Below are 23,979 nucleotides of genomic sequence, written 5' to 3'. Positions count from 1 at the left end.
TCCTCGTTACTGCTTGAGTTTGGGGTCGAGGGCGTCACGCAGGCCGTCCCCCATTAAATTGAACGCCAACACGGTGAGTAGAATGACGAATCCAGGGAACGCCACCACCCACCAGGCACTCTGGGCGAACTGCAACACGTCCGCCAGCATGGTGCCCCACTCGGGCGTAGGCGGCTGCGCCCCCATACCCAGGAAGCCGAGCGCCGCCATATCCAGAATGGCATTGGAGAACCCCAGCGAGGCCTGAACGATAAGCGGCGCCAGACAGTTGGGCAAAATATTGACGAACATCTGCCGCAGCGTACCGGCGCCGGCCACCCGCGAAGCGGTCACGTAATCGCGGTTGACTTCCCCCAGCACCGATGCGCGCGTCAAACGCACGTAGTGTGGCAGGGCGACAAAGGTAAGCGCCAGCGAGGCGTTAACGATGGACGGGCCGAAGATCGCCACCAGCACCAGGGCCAGCAGCAGGCTCGGCAGCGCCAGCATGATATCGACCACGCGCATGATGATAGTGTCCACCATACCGCCGAGATAGCCGGCCAGCAGGCCGAAGATCACCCCCAGCAGCAGCGACAGCGCCACCACCAGGCATCCCACCAGCAGCGACAGGCGGGCGCCGTACATCAGGCGGCTGAGAATATCGCGGCCCACATCGTCGGTGCCGAGCAGAAACTGCCAGCTGCCGCCTTCCATCCAGACCGGGGGCCGCAGCAGCGCGTCGCGGAACTGCTCCGCCGGACCGTGGGGCGCCAGCACGCCGGCGCCGGCGGCTATGATGAACATCAGCAGTATATAGACCAGCCCGATAACGGCGCCTTTATTGCGCTTAAAATAGTGCCAAAACTCCTGAAGCGGGGTCATCGGCTTCGGCGCGCCGGTCAGCGTCACCGGCTCTGTGACTTGAGTCATTTTCCGTTCCTCTATTTCTTATGCCGGATACGCGGGTTCACCACCCCGTACAGGACGTCCACCAGCAGGTTGACCAAAATGATCAATGTCGCCACCAGCAATACGCCGCCCTGGACCACCGGGTAGTCGCGGCGCTGCAGCGCCTCAATCAGCCAGCGGCCGATGCCCGGCCAGGAAAAGATAGTTTCGGTCAGGATAGCGCCCGCCAGCAGCGTCCCCACCTGCAGGCCGATAACCGTTACGACCGACAGCAGCGCGTTACGCAGCGCATGGACGATGATCACCCGCAGGCGGCTCAGCCCTTTGGCACGCGCGGTGCGGATATAATCCTCGCTCAGCACCTCCAGCATCGCCGAACGGGTCATACGCACGATGACCGCCAGCGGAATGGTACCCAGTACGATGGCCGGCAGGATGATATGCATGACGGCGTCTTTAAAATCCCCCGGCTCGCCCCAAATCAGCGTATCAATCAGCATGAAACCGGTCAGGGGCTGGCTGTCGTCGAGAAACACCGTATCCCCCACCCGGCCGGACACCGGCGTAAGGTTCAAATGCACCGACACCAGCATAATCAACATCATGCCCCACCAAAAAATGGGCATCGAATAGCCGGTCAACGAGATACCCACCGCGGTATGATCGAAAATCGAACCGCGCTTCACCGCCGCCAGCACCCCTACGGGAATGCCTACCAGCACGGCGAAAATCATGGCGCAAATCCCCAGCTCCAAGGTCGCCTGGAAACGCGGGACAAATTCCTGCCATACCGGCAGCCGGCTTTTAAGCGAGGTGCCCAGATCCCCCTGTAGCACCCCGGCGATATAATGAAAGTATTGCTGAAATAGCGGCTTATCCAGCCCCATCTGGGCCATCAATTCCGCATGGCGCTCGGGGGAAATACCGCGCTCCCCGGCCATGATCAACACCGGATCCCCTGGGATCAGATGCACGAAGGCGAAGGTCAGCAAGGTAATACCAATAAACGTCGGGATCACCAGACCCAAACGTCGGAGTATGAACTGCAACATATTCCGTAATCTCTGTTTCTGTAAAAAATTGACCCGGACGCAGTGGATATCGTCCGGGTGATTAACGCTCATGTCTTCAGGATTTCCCCCCGTGGCCCCGCTGGCGCGCGGCCGTTCCCCGATGCGGCACCGGGGAATACTCCCGCTTCCGCCTGGCTGGCGGAAGCTCCCTGCAGGGATAAAGGGGGTTAATAGATCATCAGTCTAAAGAAACGTTATCGAAATGGTGTTTGCCGAGCGGGTCAACCACGTAGCCCTTCACCTCTTTACGCACCGGCTCATACACCGTCGAGTGGGCGATTATCAGCGCCGGCGCTTCGTCGTGCATCACCACCTGGGCCTGCTTGTACAGGTCGATACGTTTGGCGTGGTCGGACTCGCTACGCGCCGGCTGGATCAGATCCTCGAACGGCTTGGAGCACCATTTAGAGTAGTTGGAACCGTCTTTGGCCGCGTCGCAGCTGAACAGGGTCGCGAAGAAGTTGTCCGGATCCCCATTGTCGCCGGTCCAGCCCATCATCACGGTCTGATGTTCGCCGGCCTTGGCGCGCTTGAGGTATTCGCCCCATTCGTAGGTCACGATATTGGCTTTCACGCCGATTTTCGCCCAGTCGGCTTGGATCAGCTCGGCCATGCGGCGCGCGTTGGGGTTGTAAGGACGCTGCACCGGCATTGCCCACAAGTCGATGGTGAAGCCGTCAGGCAAGCCCGCTTCTTTCAGCAGCTCTTTTGCCTTGGCGGGGTCGTAAGGGTAATCCTGTACCGCGTCGTTGTAGCTCCACATTGTCGGCGGGATCAGGTTTTTGGCCGCTTGACCGGCGCCCTGGTAAACGGCGTCGATAATGGCTTTTTTATTTACCGCCAGGGTCAACGCTTGACGGACTTTAACGTTATCCAGCGGCTTCTTCTCAACGTTATAGGCCAGATAGCCGACGTTCAGCCCCGGCTGCTCCAGCAGATTGATGGTGCTGTCCTGCTTCATGCGCGCGATGTCGGCCGGGTTGGGATAAGGCATGACCTGGCATTCGTTTTTCTGCATTTTGGCATAGCGCACTGAGGCATCGGGGGTAATGGAGAACACCAAACGATCGATTTTCGGCTTGGTGCCCCAGTAGCCCGGGAAGGCTTTATACAGGATGCGGGAATCTTTCTGATACTGCAAAAGCTGGAACGGGCCGGTGCCGATGGGATTCAGGTCCAGCTTCTCCGGCGTGCCGGCTTTCATCATTTTATCGGCATATTCCGCCGACAGGATAGAGGCGAAGTCCATGGCCAAATCGGCGACAAACGGCGCTTCTTCGCGGGTCAGGGTAAAGCGGACGGTGTAGTCGTCGACTTTCTCGATGTTGGCGATCAAATCACCCATGCCCATGCCGTCAAAATACTCGTAGCTGCCGCCGGAGATTTTATGATAAGGCGCATTGGCGTCTTTTTGGCGAGTGAAGGAGAAGATGACATCGTCGGCGTTAAAATCACGGCTCGGTTTGAAATCTTTGCTGTCCTGCCATTTCACCCCGTGGCGCAAATGGAAGGTATACACCTTGCCGTCGTCGCTCACGTCCCATTTTTCCGCCAGGCTGGGCGTGATTTCCGTTGTACCCAGCTTGAATTCTACCAGACGGTTATAAATGGGCACCGAGCTGGCGTCAAAGGTCGTGCCGGAGGTGAACAGCTGCGGGTTAAACCCTTCCGGCGACCCCTCGGAACAGTACACCAACGTTTTCGCTTGCACACTGGCCGCCACGGCTAATGCCGCCAGGCTGATACCGACCTTCAGAATCCCTGATTTCGTCAAGGAAATTGTCATTATTCTGCTCCAATATGTGATGTGATGTTGTGTGTTGCACGGCCAGACGCTGTTTTTTTTTGGGACTGCGGTCTGTGCAGTATGCCCTGCGGCATCAGTAGGAAATGGGAGGAGACAAAACGGACTGCCGTTGGAAAAGCATTGACCGGCGGGTTGAATGCGCAAAAACATTCAAACAATCCTTTGCCTCCCTGACTTCCGAGGCTCCCAATTTGGCAACAGTTTGCCAAGACGTCAATATAACCCGTGGGGATTTACATGTTTTTTGTGAGCCGGCAAACGAACATAAAAGTGAGGTACCGAGGCGAAAATAAAGCACGATCGGCAGGCAAGAAGGGACTACAGTGCATCTTTACACTATGTAACAAGATTTTAATGGTCGGTTATACTGCTAAAAAACTAAAAAACTTTCTTTCCGAATGGCGAATATATGAACGGTAATGTGGCGATCTCGCCCATTGTGCAGGGTAAAATGCTGCCAGACCTCGGGGCGGATAACCGTTTAAACGGTCGTTTAGCGCTTTTACCTTACGCTATATGTCCGGTAAAAAATAGCGATGCGCCCCGCCGCGGTCCTTTATCAGATTAACCCTAGTCAGACGCTTTCCTGTAACCGCGCGCGCAGCCGTTTTATCGCCAAACTGTGCAACTGGCTCACTCTTGATTCGCCAACCCCCAGGACCTCGCCGATTTCCTTAAGATTCAGCTCTTGCTGGTAATAAAGGTTAAGCAACAGCTGTTCACGTTCAGGCAGCCGGCTTATTTCATCCTTCACCCGCTTGCGCAACCCGCCGGCCAGTAGTCGCTGGAAAGGATCTTGATCCGCGTCGGCGGGAAGCGCCGGACCGGTGCCCTGCGCTTCCTGCGCCATTAACTCATCCAGCGAGAACAGCTGGCTACAGTTGGTTTCATGCAGCATGGTCTGGTAGGCCGACAGCGGCACGCCAAGTTCGTCGGCGATTTGCTGTTCGCTGGCGCTGGCGCCCAGCCGCTGCTCCAGCCGCTGGATGGCCGCCGCGATCTCGCGCGCATTGCGCCGCACGCTGCGCGGCACCCAATCCCGCTCCCGCAGTTCGTCCAGCATGCCCCAGCGGATACGCGATCGGGCGTAGGTGGTGAAGCTGGCGCCCTGCGTGGCATCGAAGCTGTCGATAGCCGCCAATAAACCGATCATCCCCGCCTGGATAAGATCCTCAAGTTCTACGCTTGCCGGCAGACGAACCTGTAATCGCAGCGCCTCATGACGGATGATGGGCGCATACTGCTGCCACAGGCCGCGATCGTCGGCCAGTCTTCCCTGGTGATTGTATATGACTTCCACATTTACCTCGCGCGGGCCGTTCGGTGAAACGTCATTATCAGCCGCGCGTCGGCGGTTAAAGGGGGCAAAATACGGTGAATATGCGGTTATTTGGCGTGAATTAACGCAAAAAACCCCGGCAAGCCGGGGTTGGCACATACAGAGGGGGCAACGATTAACGCAACAGCGACAGAATACCCTGAGGTACCGCATTGGCCTGCGCCAATACCGCGGTACCCGCCTGCTGCAGGATATTGGCGCGGTTCATGTTGGAGACTTCGGTGGCGAAGTCAGCATCCTCGATATTAGAACGCGACTGGCTCAGGTTGGCCACGGTGGTGCTCAGGCTGTTGATAACCGAACCCAGACGGTTCTGGGTCGCGCCCAGGGCGCCGCGGGCTTCATCGACAATGGCAATGGCCTGGTCGATGGTTTTCAACGGATCGGCCGTGGCAGGTTCGCCCTCAGAGGGAATTTGGCTATTTTTGGTCACAGCGCCGGTTTTCTCATTCAATGTCGCCGTAAAATAAGCCACATTACCCTTGTCATCCAAACCTTTGATTGCGTAGCCCTCAGCACCATTCTCTGCGGTATACTTATAGAGGGTTTCACCCGATTCCAAGCCTGTTACCGAATTGGTGGCATTAATTTCAGTTAATTCCGTAGGGGTTCCTGTTGGCTTGCCCTCAGCACCGGTTAAGTCGAAGGTAAAATGACTCGTATTACCTACACGTTTCGCTTCATAAAACTTAGTCCCTGCCTTAACATAATTTTTACCGTCGTCATCAACATAAACTTTTTTGTCAGTTTTATTTATCTCCGCATCTTCTCCGCTGAGCGAAGGCGTTAATTTACCCGTTACGGTTGTTACTTCTGCGCCTAATTTGCCGGGAATCTCAACAGAATCATTGACGTTAAAATCCTTCATGCCCAGCTTTTCAATGCCCATATCAAACAGATCAATATCAATGGTCTGGCCATCATTGGCGCCGACCTGAATAGCCAGTTTCTGATCTTTACTTAATATTCTTATACCGTTGAACTCCGTTTGTTCAGCAATACGGTCAATTTCCTCCAAACGCTTGCCGATCTCATCCTGGATGGATTTTTTATCGGCATCGGAAATCGAAGCGGTGGATTTTACCTGCACCGTTAAGCGGCGAATCGCCTGCAGGTTTTCATTCACTTCATTGATGGCCCCTTCCGCGGTCTGCGCCACGGCAATACCGTCATTGGCGTTGCGCGATGCCTGGGTTAAACCGTTAATTAGCGATGTAAAACGGTTGCTGATGGCCTGACCGGCGGCATCGTCCTTGGCGCTATTAATTCGCAGCCCGGACGACAGCCGCTGAATGGCGGTGCTCAGCGAGTTTTGTGACTTATTCAGATTATTTTGCGCGGTGATAGAAAGAATATTGGTGTTAATTACCTGGGACATAGCAGTTTCCTTTAAATAGCAGTGGGTAACGTTATGACAATAAAACCATTAGCATTACTGCTGGCCTAATCTCTATCGGCGGCGGAATGCAAAGCTTTAAAAATTATCTGCTACCTATGTATTAAGCGACTTACCATCAATCGACCCGATTAATTTACTTCACCCTAAATAAGCTGAACCGCAACAAATCACACCCTGGTCCGTTAGCGCCTGGGGTTGTGGCTTTGATTGACGCCGTCGATGCCTCATCATCACCGTAAAAATCTCTGCGCTCGTTGCGCCCGGGTCGCGCTGCTGGTCGGTATGCCGATATCCTTTGCGTTTGATGAAGGTAGCTATTGCTGGCTGTAGAGAAGGGATAATCGCGGGTAACGCGCCGGCGACGACCGCCGGAAAGCTAGCTTAACAGGAGAGTGAGGGCGGCGTTGCCGCGCCGTCACGTTGTCGACGCACAGGCGCAGCCCGCAGCGGGCTTTCGCGGTCTTCGTCACGGCGCGACGGGCCGCACCGTGGGTGCGTTAAAGCGAAAAAAACCCCGGCAAGCCGGGGTCAGGCAGAAGCGGAAAGCGCTTTAGCGCAGCAGTGAAAGGATGCCCTGCGGCACCGAATTAGCCTGCGCCAATACCGCGGTGCCCGCCTGCTGTAGGATGTTGGCGCGGTTCATATTGGAAACCTCGATAGCAAAATCCGCATCCAGAATATTGGAACGCGACTGGCTGAGATTCGTTACGGTGGTGCTCAGGCTATTGATCACCGAACTTAAACGGTTTTGGGTGGCGCCCAGCGAACCGCGCACTTCGTCAACCTTGGCAATGGCCTTGTCCAGGTTCTCCAGCGGGTTGTGGGTTGCGGCTTTACCCTCCTCGCTCACCTCTATTTTCTCTCCCTGGGTCACCTTTCCCTTGGCATCGATGCTGGCGCTATAGTAGACCGGCTCGCCGTTATCCATCCCTTTAAGTACATAGCCTGATTGAACGGAATTGTCCTGGCAGGCATGAACGGTCATATCCGCCGGCGGTGTAACTGACGTAGTGCCGGTTTTAACACCTTGCGGACTAGGCGCCACGCCTTTTGCTGGCTCTCCCGCCACCTTGGTTGCGGCGGCAGCGGTATAGGTTAACTTGGTGTTGCCAGGGACGGAATTATCCACTTCTGCCTTGTAGTATTCTTCAGTTCCTGATTTTTTAACGTAATATTGCGCATCCTTGCTGTAAACCTTGCCGTCAATGTTAATCTTATCCGCAGCGGTGCCCGTGTAATCGATCGTTGGCTTGGCCCAGCTGTCGACATTGTTGGTTTGCTCTGTCTTAATGTCCGACGATTTTATAACCTGCACCACGCTGAAAGTATCGATACCCAGTTCTTTTGTATCCAATTGCTTGAGTTCAATATCCACCGTCTCGCCATCGTTGGCGCCTACCTGAATCGACAGGTTTTGGTTTTTACTCAGAATTCGTACACCGTTAAATTCCGTTTGTGCGGCAATACGGTCAATCTCATCCAAACGCTTGCCGATTTCATTTTGGATGGATTTTTTATCGGCTTCGGAGATCGTGGCGGTGGATTTAACCTGTACCGTCAGGCGACGGATTGCATGCAGGTTCTCATTGATCTCATTAATTGCCCCTTCGGCGGTTTGCGCCACCGAGATACCGTCATTGGCATTGCGCGATGCCTGAGTCAGCCCGTTAATTAATGAGGTAAAGCGGTTAGCGATCGCTTGGCCGGCCGCGTCATCCTTGGCGCTATTAATGCGCCAGCCGGAGGATAGACGCTGTATCGCGCTACCCAAAGAAGCCTGTGATTTATTAAGGTTATTCTGCGCGGCCATGGAGAGGATGTTGGTGTTAATCACCTGTGACATAATAAATTCCTTTTTTGAATGCGATTAAGTAAGTCATTGAAGATCATTACTCAGTAACGCCTGCAGGCCCTACAAATATCGGCACTCCATTCAAAAGCTTTAATCTAACTCTGTCCACCGAGGATCATAAAATAAGTAGCACAATAATTTATGATATTATAATAGATGCATAACCTACATGCGGCTCAACGTACTTAATATGTTTATTAAGCGCATGTCCGGCAATAATGCCACCCTGCGGGCACGCTGCTCATCCCGTCATTACTCACGACGTAAACGCGATCTCGCCTGTTATTACTGAGGAAACGGGTCATCGTTTCGCATCACACAACCGGGGACTTTTTGTCAATTTATCCTTTTGTCATCCCGCGCCGATTAAACTTTTTTCTCTTCGCGGCCGATAGCAATGCATACAATCCACGCGGTGATTAACAGGAGAGTTGGCATGGAGGGTATATCAATTTCGGGCATCAGCGATGCGCTGATGGAGAAGCAGACCAAGCAGTTTCAATTGTTGCTAAAACCTATACAGATACGGCAAAAAAGCATCGAGAGTAAAATCAGCGCCTGGGGGAAAATCCGCTCCAGCCTGCAAACCTTGATGGAGAAAAGCAATGCCCTGAAGAATGATGCCTTTTACGCCATGAAAATCAGCGAAAACAAGGCATTTAGCGCCACCGCCAGCAGCGGCGCCATGGCGGGCACCCACGATATCAAGGTCAATCAACTGGCGCAAAACCATACCCTGTCTTTTCAGACCAAAAAAGGGATTGATACGCCGCTGGGCGATAACAAGCCAACCCGTACGCTGACCATCAGCCAAAAAGGCGAAAACGGTGAGATGAAAGATACCGTGATTACCCTCGCGCAAGAGCAAACCAGTCTGGCGGGGATAGCCAAGGCCATCAACAACCAGAAGGCCGGCGTCCATGCCGAAGTGAAGAATGTGGACGATGACGGCACGCTGCGTTTGGTGTTACGGGCGGAGAAATCCGGCAGCGCCGGGGAAATGACCGTCTCGGTCGAGGGTGATGAAACCTTAAACGAGATCATGAAATACACTCCAAAACAAAAGGACGACCCGACCCATCCTGATGAGAAAATGAAGGAGGATCTCAAGGCAACCGACGCCAAAGTTTCGGTTGACGGCAATGAATATATCCGCTCCAGCAACAGCATCAATGATATCCTGACCGGCATCACGCTTACGCTCAAGCAACAATCCAAACCCGATGAATCAGAAGCGCTGACCCTGAGTCCGGACGAAAGCGCCGTGCAAAAAGCCGTGGAGGAATTTGTCTCCGCTTTTAATGACTTCATTACCCAATCATCGTCCTTGAGTCAATTCAAACCCGCCGATTATTCCAATCTGAAGCCCGAGGACGTCGCACTGCCCGATACGAGCAATGGTCCTTTGGCCGGTGAGAGTTTATTAAGTAACTTAAAAGCGCTTGTGCGCCGCGATGCCGGCAGTAACTATGGCGACAACGACATAGCATCCCTAGCCGATCTCGGTATCAAGGTCGATGCCAAAACCGGCAAGCTCGAGCTGGATAGCACCAAACTGAAAAATATTATTCATACTAACCCGGAGGGGGTGCAGCGGCTGTTTCTCGGCACTGAAGGGGAAAGCGGCATGGCAAGCGTCATGGCCGACCATATTAAGGGCTATGTCGGTAGCGGCGGCAGCGGCAATATCATTAAAGACGAAACCGAAAAGCTAGAAAAGCAGAAGAAAGATAATGAGAAACAGTTGAAACGCACCCAGGCCACGATTGATGCCAAGTTGCGGGCTTATCAACAACAATATCAGCGGATGGAAGTCGCGCTCGCGCAAATACAGTCGCTTCAGGCGCCGCTCGCCGCGATACAGTCGATCGCCAAAAAATAACCCCCCGCCGGTGCGCCTGCCGTGATGCCTTCAGCCGGCGCACAGCTCAACAGTTTGCTGCCACTCAGGAGAAAAAACGATGTCTGCAGATCAGGGCATCAACGCCTACCAACAAATCAGTCTGCAAACCGGGGTCGCAGGGGCGACCCCGCATCAGTTGATTGTCATGCTGTTTGATGGCGCCCATGGCGCGCTGGCCCGGGCAGGTATCTGGATGGCGCGCGGTAATATCGCCCGGCGCGGTGAGGAAATTTCCCGCGCTATTGCCATTATTGAATGCGGCCTGCTGGCCACGCTAGATTACGAAAAGGGCAAAACCCTGGCACAGGATCTGGCAAGTCTCTACCGCTATATGATCCGCACCTTGTTGCAGGCCAATTTGAATAATGACCCTGAAGCGATAAAACATGTAGATACTTTGCTGAAAAACATTTCCAGCGCCTGGAAAGAAATTACTCCGCAACGATAAAAGGATAATACCATGCTAATGGTTTCCCAAACCGAGCACCCGTTTGCCCTACCGTTACAATTAACGTATCAGATTATCGAATCGGCACGCTCAAAAGACTGGGACAGCGTTGTCGCGCTGAATAATCGCTATGCTATTACCTTACGCGCAGCAATAGATTATATCCAATCTGCCGGCATGGCCGCGTATGAAGAAGAAGGGAGAATGAAAGATATTGAGCAATTACTTAAAAATGAAAGAGAGATCCGCGCGCTGATCGGCACACGTTTAACGGCATTACAGAATGATATCGGGCAACTGCGCCGAAATTTGCAGGGTGCTAACGCCTATCATCGGCAGCTGTTGCAATCTTAAAGGGCCAACTGTCGCTACGTCCTCGCCCCACGCGCCGGCGGCGGGGCAATATCTCCGTCGGCACGTGCTATCGTCCTTCGGCACAGGTATTTCGCTAGTTCTACTATTGCGCGATAACGCCTATTTGCCTCAACCTCGGTTAGTGGATAACCGTTATCTCCGGTTTTCCACCTGACCGCAATGTCGATTTAGCCGCTAGTGCGCCCTATTCTAAACCTCCTCTCCTTGGCGACCTCCGCATTTTGCGCAACCTCTGCATTGGCGTTGACGGCGGCCGTGACGGAGTGAATCGCCGCAACGTCGGCGTAGATCCTAACGCCGGCATTAGCCGTCGCATTCATGATCCCTCGCGTCGGCGTCGGCCATGACCTTCGCGTTATTCGCGACAGTCGTATGTCGAATGCCGGACGGATACCGGATGCCGGATGCCGGATGCCGGATGGCGGATATCGAATACCGGATGCCGGATATCGAATACCGGATATCGAATACCGAATGCCGGATACCGGATACCGGATACCGGATACCGGATACCGGATACCGGATACCGAATTCTAGACCGCCATATTCATCACTTCCTGATAGGCATTGATCAATTTATTATTCACCTGAATTCCCAAATGCAGCGCCAGCGACGCCTTTTGCATTTCCACCATAACATCATTCAAAGCGATTCCCGGCACGCCTAATTCAAATTTCTCCGCCTTGCGCCGGGCATTTATTTGCATGCCGTTAATCTGTTTGATACTGCTATTCAATTCACCAATAAAGCCCGCACCGGCGGTAGCCGGCGCGGAGAGCGTTATTGTGGTGCCCGCCGCCTGTTGTGCCGTCACCTTCATCATGGCCAAAACGGAATGGATGGCCTGGGTTGTCATATAACCTCCTCAAATACCTCACTTCAGCGACATTAGCACGGCAAGGCCGCGTTGAATGGCGAAATTAAGAATAAAAGCGCAAGCTTATTTGCCTATCAGGCGGGTCCCCCTGTGCCAAGATTGACACCGATTGGGAAATTACGTCGTTGGGCGATGGAAAGCTATTCCCTAGTAATAAGCATTTTATTTCCTCACCCTACCATCATGATTCTTTATTTTTAATTCTGCTTCAGGGATCCTGCATGAATGCCTCGGCCATGGATATCAATGCTAAATCGGCAATAAGCCTGACCAACCTAATAGCGCGTTTTCGCGACCATCCGAAATATACGCTATTAGCGGCCGGCGCCGCGGGGATTGCGCTGGCTATTGTCCTGCTGTTGTGGGCCAGAACGCCGGATTATCGCATTTTGTATAGCAATATCAGCGACCAGGACGGCGGCGCCGTGGTGGCAGAACTGACCACGATGAATATCCCCTACCGTTTTGCCGGCAACAGCGGCGCCATTATGGTGCCGAGCGACCGGGTCCACGAAACCCGGTTGCTGCTGGCGCAAAAGGGGTTGCCGAAGGGCGGCGCGCTGGGATTTGAACTGCTGGATCGCGAGAAATTCGGTATGAGCCAATTCAGCGAGCAGATCAATTATCAGCGGGCGCTGGAAGGCGAAATCGCCCGCACCATTGAAACGCTAAATCCGGTGAAATCGGCCAGGGTGCATATTGCGATGCCGAAACCCTCGCTGTTTGTGCGCGAACACAAGCCGGCCACCGCCTCGGTGACGTTGGCGTTGTATCCCGGGCGCGCGCTGGACACCGGACAAATTCAGGCCATTACCTGGTTGGTATCCGGCACCGTGCCCGATTTACCCGCCGGAAATATTACCCTGGTAGACAGCCAGGGCCAATTACTTGCCCAACCGGGCAATGATGAGCTTAACCTCAGCACGACCCAGCTTGCCTATACCCGTGAAGTGGAGGGCGATTATCAGCGGCGCATCAGCGCGATACTTGCGCCGGTGATAGGTGCGGCCAACGTGCGCGCGGAGGTGACCGCCCAGTTGGACTTTACCGCGGTGGAGCAAACGGCGGAGCAGCATAAACCCAACGGACGCCCGGAGGAGATGGCGATCCGCAGCCAACAGTTGAATGCCAGCGATCAGATCGGTATTCAGCCGCCTGGCGGTGTACCGGGGGCGCTTAGCAATCAGCCCACTCCGCCGGCCACGGCGCCGATTGAATCCCCCGCCAACCCCGCCGCCGGCAAAAAGCCCGCCGCCAAGGACGGCGCCCCGGCGCCCGCCGCCGCCGCGGCACCCATCGCGCAGCCGCCGCGCAGCAGCCAGAACGAAAAAACCATCAATTACGAAGTCGATCGCACGCTGACCCATAGCCGTTTTCGTCCCGGCGTGCTTAAACGCCTGTCGGTGGCGGTGGTGGTTAACGACCGTAAGGACAGCGCCGGCAAGCCCGTACGGTTGACGCCGCAGGAAATGCAGGATGTGACCGCGCTGGTGCGCGAAGCCATGGGCTTTTCAAGCGAACGCGGCGATACGCTCAACATCGTCAATACCCGCTTTGTCGCCAATCAGGACATGCTGCCGCCGCTGCCGTTCTGGCAGGATCCCAGCCTACAGGCTATGGCGTTCAGTACGCTGCGCTATGCGCTGGTGGCGCTGCTGTTCTGGCTGGCGTGGCGTAAAGGTTTCCGTCCGCTTTGGCAGCGGCAGCAGGAGATCGAGCGCGAGCGCATCCGGGCGCAGTACGAAGCCAACCAGCCGCGGGATGAGCCACGCCCCGTCTCGCGCAGCGAGCTGGAGAAGGAGACGCGCGAAAAAGCCCGCCAGGCAATGGAGGACAGTATCCAGCAGTTGCGTGATATCGCCGCCGCCCGGCCACAGATGGTGGCACGGATACTGCGTCAATGGATAACCCGCGAGCAACAACCATCATGAATGCCATCGAAAAGAGCGCCATCGTCATGCTGACGCTGGGGGAAGAGACCGCCGCTGCCGTCTTTAAACATCTGCGTAAGCAGGAAGTGGAAGCCATAGGTAAAACCATAGCCTCGCTGGGGATTTACTCCCGCCAGCAGTTGACGAGCGTGCTTGAAGCGTTTCATGCCGATGCCGAGACGATGATAAGCCCGGATAAGGACAGTTACGACTACCTGCGCGCGGCCCTTGTCAGCGCGCTGGGGGAGGATCGCGCCCTGCTGCTGCTTGAGGAGCTGCACATCACCGGCGCGGACGATGACAAAGGCATTGACGCGCTTAACGCAATGAAACCGCAGGCGGTGGTGGCGCTGATTCAAGCCGAACATCCGCAGGTGATCGCCGCCATTTTGGTACTGCTTAAGCGCAGTCTGGCCGCCGAAATTCTCTCCGGTTTCGAGGAGACGCTGCGCAACGACATCCTGGTGCGTATCGCCACGCTGGACGGTCTGCAGCCGGCCGCGCTGCAAGAGCTCACTCTGGCCCTCAATGATTTGCTGCGCGGCCAGCGTGGCCGGCAAGGCAATAAAGGCGGCGTTCGTCCGGCGGCGGAGATCCTTAATTATATGCAAAGCCGGCAGGAAGAGGCGGCAATCGATGCGGTACGCGCCCTCGACCAAAACCTGGCGGAGAGAATCGTCGAGCACATGTTTACGTTCGATGATCTACAGGATCTGGACGACCGCAGCCTGCGGCGGATCCTGCAGGAGATCGACGCCGATACGCTCGTCATTGCCCTGAAAGGCTGTGCGCCGTCGCTGGTGGATAGGATCCTGGGCAATATGTCGCAGCGCCAGGCCGAGATATTGCGCGACGACCTCAGCCTCAGCGCGCCGGTGAAAGAGTCGCGGGTGGAAACCGAGCGTAAAGCGATCCTGGCCGTGGTGCGCCGCCTGGCCGATGCCGATGAGATAGTCATCAATAAAGACGGGGAAAATTATGTCTGAGCACGTCGAACAAACGCGCTGGCAACACTGGCTACCGGCGGATTTGTCCCTGGCGTTCGCCGATAGCCTCCCCGCGCCGCTACTGTCAGCGGACCACGATGAAAAAGCCTGGCAGGCGGAGCTGACGCTCCTGCGCACCCAGGCGGAACAGCGCGGGTTTAAGCAGGGCCAGCAGGAAGGCGAGCAGCAGGGCTACCGGCAAGGTTTTGACAAGGGGCGCAGCGACGGCTTTGAACAAGGGTTACAGGATGCGCAAGCCGAGCAGGAGCATATCACCGCACAGATGGCGGATTTCCTGCGCGAACTCAAGGCCACCCTGGCGGGGGTGGATGCGGTGATGCCGGCGCGGCTGATGCAAATCGCGCTGACGGCGGCCGGCAAAATCCTCGGCCAGTCGCCGGTGTGCGATAGCCGCGTGGTGCTGAGTACTATCCAACAACTGCTGCACGATCGGCCGCTGTTCGACGGTTGTCTGCGGCTTTATGTCCATCCCGACGATCTGCCGTCGCTACAGAGTCATTTAGGCAGCACCTTGGAAAGCCAGGGCTGGCGGCTGCTGGCCGATGGGCAGCTGCTGCGCGGCGGCTGCCGGATTGTCGCCGAGGACGGCGAAGTGGACGCCACCCTGGAAACCCGCTGGCAGCAGCTGTGCCAGATGCTTAAGGAGGGCTTGCCGCATGACCGTGCAGCTGGAACGCTGGATTAACGCGATGGCGCGCCAGGAACGGATGATCACTACCCTGCCGGACTGCCGCCACTACGGGCGGCTAACGCGGGCAACAGGCATGGTGATGGAGGCGGTGGGGCTGCAATTGCCCCTCGGCGCCACCTGCCTTATCGAACGCTATACCGGCAAGGCGGTAAGTCAGGTCGAATGCGAGGTGGTCGGGTTTAAAGGCCGGCAGTTGTTTTTGATGCCGCTGGAGAATATGGAGGGCATTCTGCCCGGCGCCCGCGTGTATGCCCCGGGTTTGGTCAACGGCAAAGTTCCCGCCCGCTTGCTTCCTCTGGGCCCGGCGCTGCTGGGCCGCGTCCTCTGCGGCGGCGGGCTGCCGCTGGACAATTTACCGCCGCCGGAAACCGGTTATCGCGCCTCCCTCTACAGCCCGCCGCTTAATCCCTTATCGCGCAGCCCGATCACCGAGGTGCTCGATGTGGGAGTGCGCGCCATTAATGGCCTGCTGACGGTAGGCCGCGGGCAGCGTATGGGCCTATTCGCCGGCTCCGGCGTGGGCAAAAGCATGCTGCTCGGCATGATGGCGCGCTATACCCAGGCTGATGTCATCGTCGTCGGTCTGATCGGCGAGCGCGGGCGCGAGGTGAAGGACTTTATCGAAAATATTCTCGGCGAGGAGGGGATCGCCCGCGCGGTCATTATTGCCGCGCCGGCGGATGTGTCGCCGATGCTGCGTATGCAGGGCGCCGCTTATGCCACGCGCATCGCCGAGGATTTTCGCGATCGCGGCAAGCATGTGCTGCTCATTATGGATTCCTTGACGCGCTATGCGATGGCCCAGCGCGAAATCGGCCTGGCCATCGGCGAGCCGCCGGCTACTAAAGGCTATCCGCCGTCGGTATTCGCCAAATTGCCCGCGCTGGTGGAGCGCGCCGGCAACGGCGCGGACGGCGGCGGCTCCATCACCGCTTTTTATACCGTATTGACGGAGGGCGATGACCAGCAAGATCCCATCGCCGACGCCGCCCGGGCCATTTTGGACGGTCACGTGGTGCTGTCCCGCCAGCTTGCCGAGGCGGGACATTATCCTGCCATCGACATTGAGGCCTCCATCAGCCGGGCGATGACCGCCTTGGTGGATACGCCTCATTTTCAACAGGTTCAGCAGGTAAAGCAGTGGCTCGCCAGCTATCAGCGCAATCGCGATCTCCTGTCGGTCGGCGCTTATGCCGCCGGCAGTGACCCGCTGCTCGATCAGGCGATTGCCCACTATCCGCAATTGGAGAGCTATCTGCGCCAGGATGTATCGCAACGCTGCAATTACGCTCAATCCTGTCAACAGTTGTCCAGTCTCTTCACTCCCCCTTCAACCGCATAAGGAATCCTTCATGACCAGTACATCGCCAATCGAAACCTTGAGGGAACATGCTGAACGGGCGCTGGAAGACGCCCTGCTTCAGCTCGGCGCCTGCCGCAGCGCGCACGCCAGCGCCGTGGCGCAGCTGAATCAGCTGATGGATTACGAACAGGACTATCGCAAACAGCTCGAAGAGAATATGACCGGAACCGGTCTGAACGTTGACAAATGGATTAATTATCAGTCGTTTATCGCGTCGCTGTATAAAATTGTCGCCCACCACAGCCAGCAGGTGTCGGTGTTCCAATCGCGGGTCGATCTGGCGATGGCCCACTGGCAACAGAAAAAACAGCGTCTTAACGCGTTTGAAATTCTGAAAACGCGCTCCGATAACGCCCGTCAATTACGAGAAAGCCGCCGCAATCAAAAACAAATGGATGAGTTCGCTCTGCGGGCATCCTTAAGGAGAGTGGAATCATGATACCCAACGCGAGCGCTGTTATCCGGGGCGGCGGGCAGCCTATCGCCGCGGCCCTCCCCGCCGAATTACCCCAAAGCGAATTTGCCGACGCTTTGGAACACTATCTCGCCGGTACCCGGCGTCAGGACGTGGGCGCCGACAGTACGGCGACAGATCCGAAGGCAACCCTGACGCAGCGCTGCAAGGCTCTGACGGCCCTTATCCACCGGCGTCTGGCGGAGGGGGATAGCGCGCTGGACGATGACGAGCTGCAGCATTTACAGGCGCTGCTGGCGCAGTTGGCGCTGCAACAGTGGCCCGCCGACGGGGATCCTGTGCTGGCGAAACTGGGCATTGCCCCCGTCCCGTCCCGCGATCAGCGCAACGGCGCCGCTCTGGCGCTGGCCGAGCCCCGCGCCGAGGGCGACGGAACGGCGCAAACCCCCTCCGGCGCCGGCGGCGGGCGCGCAGTGGCGCCGTCCGCTCTTGCGGCCAGCGCGCCGGAATTTACCGACGTTCAGAGCGCAGAGGTTCAGGGCAAGAAAGAGCCGCAGCCGCTGCTGCTGGTGCCGTCGACCAAGCGCAACGCGCGCCGCGCGGAAAACACCCCACTCCGTCTTGACACCGTTAAGCTTCAGTCGGTGGCCGCGCACCCGCGCCAGCGCGGCGAAGCGTTGTCGCGCACGGCGACAACGGCAGACAAACTTGCCGCAACCGCAACCGCGACGCCTACGCCGAGTGCGCCGCCGAGCGCGGGGCTGGACGCTATCACCACCGACGCCCCTTCCCTGCGGACACCGGCACCGCCGCAGGCGCCCATAGCGCACCTGCGCCAACCGCTAGGCTCCCCGGCCTGGCAGCAACAACTCGGTGAACACATCACGCTATTCAACCGTAACGGTATCTTTCACGCCCAGTTGCATCTGCATCCGCAGGAGTTGGGTGCGGTGAAAGTCAATTTGCGCCTGAATAAGGAGCAGTTGCAGGTGCATTTCGCTTCCGATAATCAGCAGGTGCGGGCGGTATTGGAAACCGCCATGACCCAATTGCGCACGTCACTGGCGGAAAACGGCATCGCGCTCGGCGATACCAGCGTCGGCACCGACGCATCCGGACATAACGCCTCCGGTCATCAGCAGGACCGCGGCGACAGCCCTCAACACGGGCAGGGGCGCAGGGAGTCGCTGTTCGTGGCGCACCGCAACGGCGGCGGCTCAGCCGGCCCCGGCGCGTGGTACCGCGACGGTATCGATATCTATGCCTGAAGGGGCAAAGAGCAGGCGTTTTAGACGTTTTTTTTCCCCTTCATTCGGGATGATTAACGGGATACTCAGTACGGCGCCCGGCCGCAGGCGCGCTGGCGAGGGAATAGATTTTGGCTACAGGGGCAAAAAGACGTGTCAGGCATTAACGCTACTTTTACTCGATACCGCGCTGTCGCGGTCATTATTTTGGGGTTGATCGCCGTACTGGCGCTCAGCCTGTTCGTCTATCTGCAGCCCGGCGTGAAAGAGGAATTGCTTCCTGTTACGCAGACGGTGGATGGCCTGCCCGCGGAAAATGATTTACCGCCGGTGTATTTTCCGTTGGACCCTTTTACCGTCAGTCTACAGCCCGAGGACGGCGATTACGGCGCCATGCTGTATGTCGGTCTGACGTTGCGTCTGCGGGACGAAAAGACCCGCGAGTTAGTGGAAAGTCAATTACCCGAGTTACGCAATCACCTGATTTTGCTGCTGTCGCAGCAATCCCCCGCCTCGCTCACCTCCGCGGCAGACAAGCAGGCATTACTTAAGAAAATAAAGCGCGAGCTCAATCAGCAGCATCCCAACGGTCAGCCGCCTTTCGTGACTGACGTATTTTTCAACTCATTCATTGTGCGGTGAACGCTATGTCCGAGAAAGAATCCGTCCGCTCCGGCCCTCTTACGCGCAAACAGGCCAAGAAGGAGCTGCGGCAGGCACAGGCGCGCGCCACGCAGCAGACCCCTTTGCAGGCCGGTTCGGGTTCGCCGTTTGATGCCGCGCAACGGCGTCGCCTGGGGGGCGAACGTCTGAAAGGGCTGGAAATGATCAACCAGGATTTCGCCGGGCGGTTTCGCCGCGCGCTGTTCACTCTGATGCAGCGTCGCACCGATATCAGTGCGGAAGCGATTTTGATCCAACCGTATCGTGAATTCGCCGCCCAACTGCGTCCGCCCGCCAGCCTGAATCTTATCAGCCTGAAACCGCTGCGGGGCAACACGCTATTCGCCTTCACGCCGGGACTCATCTTTACCGCGCTCGACACGCTGTTCGGCGGCAACGGGCGGCTGCCCGACACGCAGGAGCGGGCATTTACCCCGGCGGAACAGCGTGTTATCGACCGTTTGCTGAAGCTGATGCTGCACGCCTACGGCGACGCCTGGCTGGGGTTACATCCGCTTGAGCCGGAATTTATCACCGCGGAAACCTCCTGCCGCTTCACAGGCTTTAGCGACGGCGAAATGGTCGTGGTCTCTCCGTTCCGGGTCGCTATCGGCGCCATGCAGGGCGAATTCGCCATTATTTTCTCCCAGGCGGCCCTGGAGCCGCTGCACGAGATGTTGAGTAAACCGCTGCCGGAGCATATCCGCCAGGATCAGGGGCAGTGGCGGCAAAACCTGGCCAGGCAATTGCAGGGCACCGAATTGGAGCTTATCGCCCGATTCGCCGACCTGCCTTTGTGCCTGTCGCGGGTCATGGCGCTGCGGCGCGGCGATATCCTGCCGATCCCCCGCCCTGAACGGCTGACCGCCTACGTTGACGGCGTACCGGTGTTTCTCGGCAGCTATGGCAGCCTGAACGGGCAGTATGCGCTGCGGGTGGAACACGTGATCAATCAAGGCATTAATCAACTGAACAATAAGGACATTTCTCATGAGTGATACCTCACATACGCCCGACGGCGAGGCGCCATTGCACGAGACCGACGCGCAAACCAATGGCGATGCGGCACGGCCGGCACCGACCGGACCGGAATTTCCCGCCGCTGACGCCGCCGAAGAGGGATCGCCGCTGACGGAAGATCTCAGTCTGATTCTGGATATTCCGGTAAAGATGACCGTGGAGTTGGGACGTACCCGGATGACCATTCGCGAACTGCTGCACCTAAGTCAGGACGCGGTGGTGCCGCTGGAAGGACTGGCGGGCGAACCGCTGGATATTCTGATTAACGGCTACCTTATCGCCCGCGGCGAAGTGGTGGTGATGGGAGAACAGTACGGCGTGCGCATCGCCGATATTGTGACGCCCGCCGAACGTATGCGCCGCTTGAGCCGATAAATGAAACAGACCACGTTACAGTCACCCGCCGCCTACGATAGCGGTCACGGCGCGGCGCTTTTCAATGTGGCCGGCTCGCTGGGCGCGGTGTTGCTGCTGATCCTGTTGCTGCTCAAACTGGCCCGGCGCTTGGGCTATTTCGCGCCCCGTCACGGCGGCCAGCCGCTGCTCAAAGTCCGCGCCGGCTGCTCCCTTGGCAACCGTGAACGGGTCGTGGTGGTGGAAGCCGGCGAACACTGGCTGGTGCTCGGCGTCACGCCGGGACGGATCACCCACCTGCATACCCTCCCCGCCGGCGACGCCGCGCCCGACGAGCCGCCGCCGGCTTTCTCGACGCTGTTCTCGCGCGGGCGCCAATCGCGGGAGACGACATGAGCATGCCGACCCTGCGCGCCTCGCTTCGCGCGCGCCGCGGGACGGCGGGCGGCGTTTGGCCATGTTGGCTACTGCTGGCGCTACCGCTGCTGCTGCTGCTGCCCTACCAGGCTGCCCACGCCGCGGAACAGGGATTGTTACAAATACACACCCTGCCCGACGGCGGCCAGCGCTGGTCGCTGCCGGTACAAACGCTGGTATTGCTGACATCGCTCACTTTTTTACCGGCGGCGCTGCTGCTGATGTCGGGGTTTACCCGCATCATTATCGTGCTGGGCATCCTGCGCAACGCATTGGGTACGCCTTCCGCCCCACCCAATCAGGTCCTGCTCGGGCTGGCGTTATGTTTAACCTTTTTCGTCATGTCGCCCGTGCTGGACAGCATTTATCGCGATGCCTATCTGCCGTTTTCCAAGGATCAGATCGGTATGGAAACGGCGGTCCAGCGGGCGGCGCAGCCGCTGCGCCAGTTTATGCTGACCCAAACGAGGGAAACGGATTTGTCGCTCTACGCCCGCCTGGGAAAACAGACAGAGCTCGCCGGCCCGGAGCAGGTGCCGATGCGCATCCTGCTGCCGGCGTTTGTCACCAGCGAACTTAAGACCGCCTTTCAAATTGGCTTCACGCTGTTTATTCCGTTTCTGATTATCGATCTGGTCATCGCCAGCGTCCTGATGGCGCTGGGCATGATGATGTTGCCGCCCACCACGGTGTCGCTGCCGTTTAAGCTGATGCTGTTCGTGATGGTGGACGGCTGGCAACTCTTGCTCGGGTCGCTGGCCCAAAGCTTTTTCAGTTAACCTAAACGAGGCCTTTCCATGACGCCGGAAGCGGTAATGACGCTGGGTTTTGACGCAATGAAAGTCGGGTTGGCGCTCTCCACTCCGCCGCTGTTGGCCGCCATGGTCACCGGCTTACTGGTAAGCCTGCTGCAGGCGTCCACCCAGATAAACGAGATGACGCTGTCGTTCATCCCGAAAATTCTGGCGGTCATTACCTCGCTGGTTATCGCCGGTCCCTGGATGCTCAGCCTGCTGCTGGATTATATGCGTACGCTATTCAGCCAACTGCCGTATTCGATAGGGTAAGGGCCATGCTGGACTTGACCGCCCTGCCGGCCGCCATCGGCCCGCATTTCTGGCCGCTGGCGCGTTTACTGGGGCTTTTCGTCAGCGCGCCGCTGCTTAGCGAGAAGATAATCACCAATAAAGTCAAAATCGGCTTGGCGGTGCTCATTACGCTGCTGATTGCCCCCGGACTCGAGCCGGTGGCCACCCCTCTGGTTTCCGTGGCGGGGCTGTGGCTCATCATGGTGCAGCTTATCATTGGCGTAACGGTGGGGCTGACGCTGCAGCTCGCCTTTAGCGCCGTGCGCTTCGCCGGCGAAGTGATCGGTTTGCAGATGGGGCTCTCGTTCGCCACCTTTTTCGACCCCTTCAGCGGACCGAACTCCCCGATTATCGCCCGCCTGTTCAATGTGTTGTTACTGTTGCTGTTCGTCTCTCTCGACGCGCACCTGCTGATGATTGACGTGTTGGTCGACACTTTCCAACTGCTGCCCATCGCGCCGCTGCCCCTTAACGGCGAAAGTTTCCTGGCGCTGGCGCGCGCCGCCGGTCTGTTGTTTTCCTGCGGTTTAATGCTGGCGCTGCCGGCAATGACGCTACTGCTGTTGCTTAATATCACTTTGGGGGTGCTGAACCGATTAACACCGCAATTCTCCGTGTTTGTCATTGGCTTTCCGCTAACGCTCGGCGGCGGACTGCTGGCGCTGATGCTGGTCATGCCGCTGTTGGCAACCTTCGCCGAAGGGCTATTGAGCACGCTGTTTCAACAACTTTCCGCCATTCTCGCCGCGATGGGCGGCGGCCAGCAGGCATAAAAAAACCGGCGCGAAAACGTCTCAGCGCCGGCGCTAGCCTAAGCGGACACTTACTTCATTAGGTTGAATAACGACATGTTTTGCATCATCTGAAACACCATCATCGAGGAATCCATCGCGACTTGGGACAATTGCAGCTCCGTTACCAGGGCTATTTGCGAACCCGTATCCTGCCCCAGCCCTTGTTGCAGTCGATCGGTTATCCCCTCGCGTTGGCTTACGCCGGCAGCGTCAAGGTTGTCGAGCAGTTGCAGATTAAGACCGGAAACGACCTGCGCATTACCGACGTTATCTTCTGTCTTTCTTACCGCGCTGCGGGCGGCGTCCATTATCGCTTTCAGTTCCTCTCCCGGCCATGTGCCGCCCCCTTCATTGCCCGCATCGCTTTTTAGCGCGCCGATAAGCGCATCCAGTTTTTTGAAAACCGTATCCTGCCCGTCGACATTGAAAATATCGCTGCCGATATGGCCAATTTTCATCTCCCGGCCTTCGTCAACCTGCTGGCCGATAGCGGTACCGCCGCCCTGATAAACGATATCATCGCTGCCCTGCGCTTTTTGAAAAGGCTTCACATCGGCTTTATAGCCGGCAAAGATATAGTTGCCGCTGGTGTCCTGCGCATTAGCGCTGGCGAGGAGATCGTCGCGCAGGCCCTCTAATTCCTGAATTATCGGCGCGAGATCTCCCGCCGGTTTCTGGATGGCCATGATTTTGGCATTGATGGCGGAGAGCGTGTTGGTGACGGTTTGCAGCGTATCGCCCTCTTTCGTTAGCACGGCCCGGGCATAACCGCGCGTGCCGCTGTAATAATCCAGCTGCGCCAGGGCGTTACGGTAGGTCACCGCGTCCATCGCCGCGGCGGGATCGTCGGACGGGCGCAATACCCGGGTATTGGCGCTCAAACGCATGGCTACATCATTAAAGCGGGACGCGGAGCTCATGATGAACTGGGTTTGCTGTTGATACATATAATGGGTGCTGAGATTCATTATTTACCTCGTCAAGTGGGTGACAGCCTGCCGGCACTTGGGTCACGTGGTGGCGA

The 23,979-nt window shown here is 57.3% G+C and carries 24 protein-coding genes; 16 read left to right on the top strand and 8 right to left on the bottom strand.

What is annotated here, in order from left to right; translation table 11 throughout:
- Positions 1-6: 6 nt before the first annotated feature.
- From dppC to SANT_RS00795, 6 genes are all read right to left on the bottom strand, one after another.
- A complete protein-coding gene (dppC, locus tag SANT_RS00820; protein WP_025420431.1) occupies positions 7-912 on the bottom strand; it encodes a dipeptide ABC transporter permease DppC in 906 nt (301 codons plus the stop codon).
- Between the two features lie 11 nt (positions 913-923).
- Positions 924-1,943: a dipeptide ABC transporter permease DppB gene (gene dppB, locus SANT_RS00815; protein WP_025420430.1), complete on the bottom strand. Its 1,020-nt coding sequence runs from the start codon at positions 1,941-1,943 to the stop codon at positions 924-926.
- A 199-nt stretch (positions 1,944-2,142) separates the two neighbouring features.
- Positions 2,143-3,750, bottom strand: a complete 1,608-nt coding sequence (dppA, locus tag SANT_RS00810) for a dipeptide ABC transporter periplasmic-binding protein DppA (protein ID WP_025420429.1) — start codon at positions 3,748-3,750, stop codon at positions 2,143-2,145.
- A gap of 595 nt (positions 3,751-4,345) precedes the next feature.
- The gene (locus tag SANT_RS00805; protein WP_025420428.1) at positions 4,346-5,071 is read right to left on the bottom strand and encodes an RNA polymerase sigma factor FliA; all 726 of its coding nucleotides are present in this window, start codon (positions 5,069-5,071) and stop codon (positions 4,346-4,348) included.
- 154 nt (positions 5,072-5,225) lie between these two features.
- Positions 5,226-6,488 (bottom strand): FliC/FljB family flagellin, encoded by a 1,263-nt coding sequence (locus SANT_RS00800; RefSeq protein WP_025420427.1) that lies wholly within the window; start codon positions 6,486-6,488, stop codon positions 5,226-5,228.
- Between the two features lie 571 nt (positions 6,489-7,059).
- Positions 7,060-8,352 carry a FliC/FljB family flagellin gene (locus SANT_RS00795; protein ID WP_025420426.1) on the bottom strand — a complete coding sequence of 431 codons (1,293 nt, stop codon included), beginning with the start codon at positions 8,350-8,352 and terminating at the stop codon, positions 7,060-7,062.
- A gap of 445 nt (positions 8,353-8,797) precedes the next feature.
- Here SANT_RS00795 and fliD point away from each other — a divergent pair, with 445 nt between their 5' ends.
- The 3 genes from fliD to SANT_RS00780 all read left to right on the top strand — a co-directional run bounded on the left by fliD (position 8,798) and on the right by SANT_RS00780 (position 11,066).
- Positions 8,798-10,243: a flagellar filament capping protein FliD gene (gene fliD, locus SANT_RS00790; RefSeq protein ID WP_025420425.1), complete on the top strand. Its 1,446-nt coding sequence runs from the start codon at positions 8,798-8,800 to the stop codon at positions 10,241-10,243.
- A gap of 79 nt (positions 10,244-10,322) precedes the next feature.
- Entirely contained in the window at positions 10,323-10,712 is a 390-nt protein-coding gene (gene fliS, locus SANT_RS00785; protein WP_025420424.1) for a flagellar export chaperone FliS, read from the top strand.
- Between the two features lie 12 nt (positions 10,713-10,724).
- A complete protein-coding gene (locus SANT_RS00780) occupies positions 10,725-11,066 on the top strand; it encodes a flagellar protein FliT (protein ID WP_025420423.1) in 342 nt (113 codons plus the stop codon).
- Positions 11,067-11,620: 554 nt separating this feature from the next.
- On the opposite strand, the gene fliE is transcribed toward SANT_RS00780, so the two are convergent.
- Positions 11,621-11,944 carry a flagellar hook-basal body complex protein FliE gene (gene fliE / locus SANT_RS00775; RefSeq protein ID WP_025420422.1) on the bottom strand — a complete coding sequence of 108 codons (324 nt, stop codon included), beginning with the start codon at positions 11,942-11,944 and terminating at the stop codon, positions 11,621-11,623.
- 242 nt (positions 11,945-12,186) lie between these two features.
- Between fliE and fliF the strand changes: the two genes are divergently transcribed.
- From fliF to fliR, 13 genes are all read left to right on the top strand, one after another.
- Positions 12,187-13,896, top strand: a complete 1,710-nt coding sequence (gene fliF, locus SANT_RS00770) for a flagellar basal-body MS-ring/collar protein FliF (RefSeq protein ID WP_025420421.1) — start codon at positions 12,187-12,189, stop codon at positions 13,894-13,896.
- Entirely contained in the window at positions 13,893-14,882 is a 990-nt protein-coding gene (gene fliG, locus SANT_RS00765) for a flagellar motor switch protein FliG (protein WP_025420420.1), read from the top strand. The genes fliF and fliG overlap by 4 nt, the downstream gene beginning before the upstream one ends.
- Positions 14,875-15,588 carry a flagellar assembly protein FliH gene (fliH, locus tag SANT_RS00760; RefSeq protein ID WP_025420419.1) on the top strand — a complete coding sequence of 238 codons (714 nt, stop codon included), beginning with the start codon at positions 14,875-14,877 and terminating at the stop codon, positions 15,586-15,588. The genes fliG and fliH overlap by 8 nt, the downstream gene beginning before the upstream one ends.
- Entirely contained in the window at positions 15,560-16,936 is a 1,377-nt protein-coding gene (gene fliI / locus SANT_RS00755; RefSeq protein ID WP_025420418.1) for a flagellar protein export ATPase FliI, read from the top strand. The genes fliH and fliI overlap by 29 nt, the downstream gene beginning before the upstream one ends.
- 10 nt (positions 16,937-16,946) lie before the next feature.
- On the top strand, positions 16,947-17,396 hold the full coding sequence (gene fliJ / locus SANT_RS00750; RefSeq protein ID WP_025420417.1) for a flagellar export protein FliJ: 450 nt from the start codon (positions 16,947-16,949) through the stop codon (positions 17,394-17,396).
- Positions 17,393-18,640, top strand: coding sequence for a flagellar hook-length control protein FliK (locus tag SANT_RS22785; protein WP_025420416.1), 1,248 nt, complete (start codon positions 17,393-17,395; stop codon positions 18,638-18,640). The genes fliJ and SANT_RS22785 overlap by 4 nt, the downstream gene beginning before the upstream one ends.
- Before the next feature lie 132 nt (positions 18,641-18,772).
- Positions 18,773-19,261, top strand: a complete 489-nt coding sequence (locus tag SANT_RS00740; protein ID WP_025420415.1) for a flagellar basal body-associated FliL family protein — start codon at positions 18,773-18,775, stop codon at positions 19,259-19,261.
- 5 nt (positions 19,262-19,266) lie between these two features.
- Positions 19,267-20,280: a flagellar motor switch protein FliM gene (gene fliM, locus SANT_RS00735; RefSeq protein WP_025420414.1), complete on the top strand. Its 1,014-nt coding sequence runs from the start codon at positions 19,267-19,269 to the stop codon at positions 20,278-20,280.
- Positions 20,273-20,677, top strand: a complete 405-nt coding sequence (fliN, locus tag SANT_RS00730) for a flagellar motor switch protein FliN (RefSeq protein WP_025420413.1) — start codon at positions 20,273-20,275, stop codon at positions 20,675-20,677. Before fliM ends, fliN begins: the two co-directional genes overlap by 8 nt.
- Positions 20,678-21,052, top strand: coding sequence for a flagellar biosynthetic protein FliO (gene fliO / locus SANT_RS00725; RefSeq protein WP_025420412.1), 375 nt, complete (start codon positions 20,678-20,680; stop codon positions 21,050-21,052).
- The gene (gene fliP / locus SANT_RS00720; protein WP_237234637.1) at positions 21,049-21,852 is read left to right on the top strand and encodes a flagellar type III secretion system pore protein FliP; all 804 of its coding nucleotides are present in this window, start codon (positions 21,049-21,051) and stop codon (positions 21,850-21,852) included. Before fliO ends, fliP begins: the two co-directional genes overlap by 4 nt.
- A gap of 18 nt (positions 21,853-21,870) precedes the next feature.
- Positions 21,871-22,140 (top strand): flagellar biosynthesis protein FliQ, encoded by a 270-nt coding sequence (fliQ, locus tag SANT_RS00715; protein WP_025420410.1) that lies wholly within the window; start codon positions 21,871-21,873, stop codon positions 22,138-22,140.
- Positions 22,141-22,145: 5 nt separating this feature from the next.
- Positions 22,146-22,934 (top strand): flagellar biosynthetic protein FliR, encoded by a 789-nt coding sequence (gene fliR / locus SANT_RS00710; RefSeq protein WP_025420409.1) that lies wholly within the window; start codon positions 22,146-22,148, stop codon positions 22,932-22,934.
- A gap of 50 nt (positions 22,935-22,984) precedes the next feature.
- On the opposite strand, the gene flgL is transcribed toward fliR, so the two are convergent.
- Complete coding sequence (flgL, locus tag SANT_RS00705) at positions 22,985-23,923, bottom strand: flagellar hook-associated protein FlgL (RefSeq protein WP_025420408.1); 939 nt, start codon at positions 23,921-23,923, stop codon at positions 22,985-22,987.
- Positions 23,924-23,979 lie beyond the last annotated feature (56 nt).

The sequence above is a fragment of the Sodalis praecaptivus genome (assembly GCF_000517425.1).
Classification (GTDB): domain Bacteria; phylum Pseudomonadota; class Gammaproteobacteria; order Enterobacterales; family Enterobacteriaceae; genus Sodalis_A; species Sodalis_A praecaptivus.
This window is presented reverse-complemented; position numbering and strand designations above follow the sequence as displayed.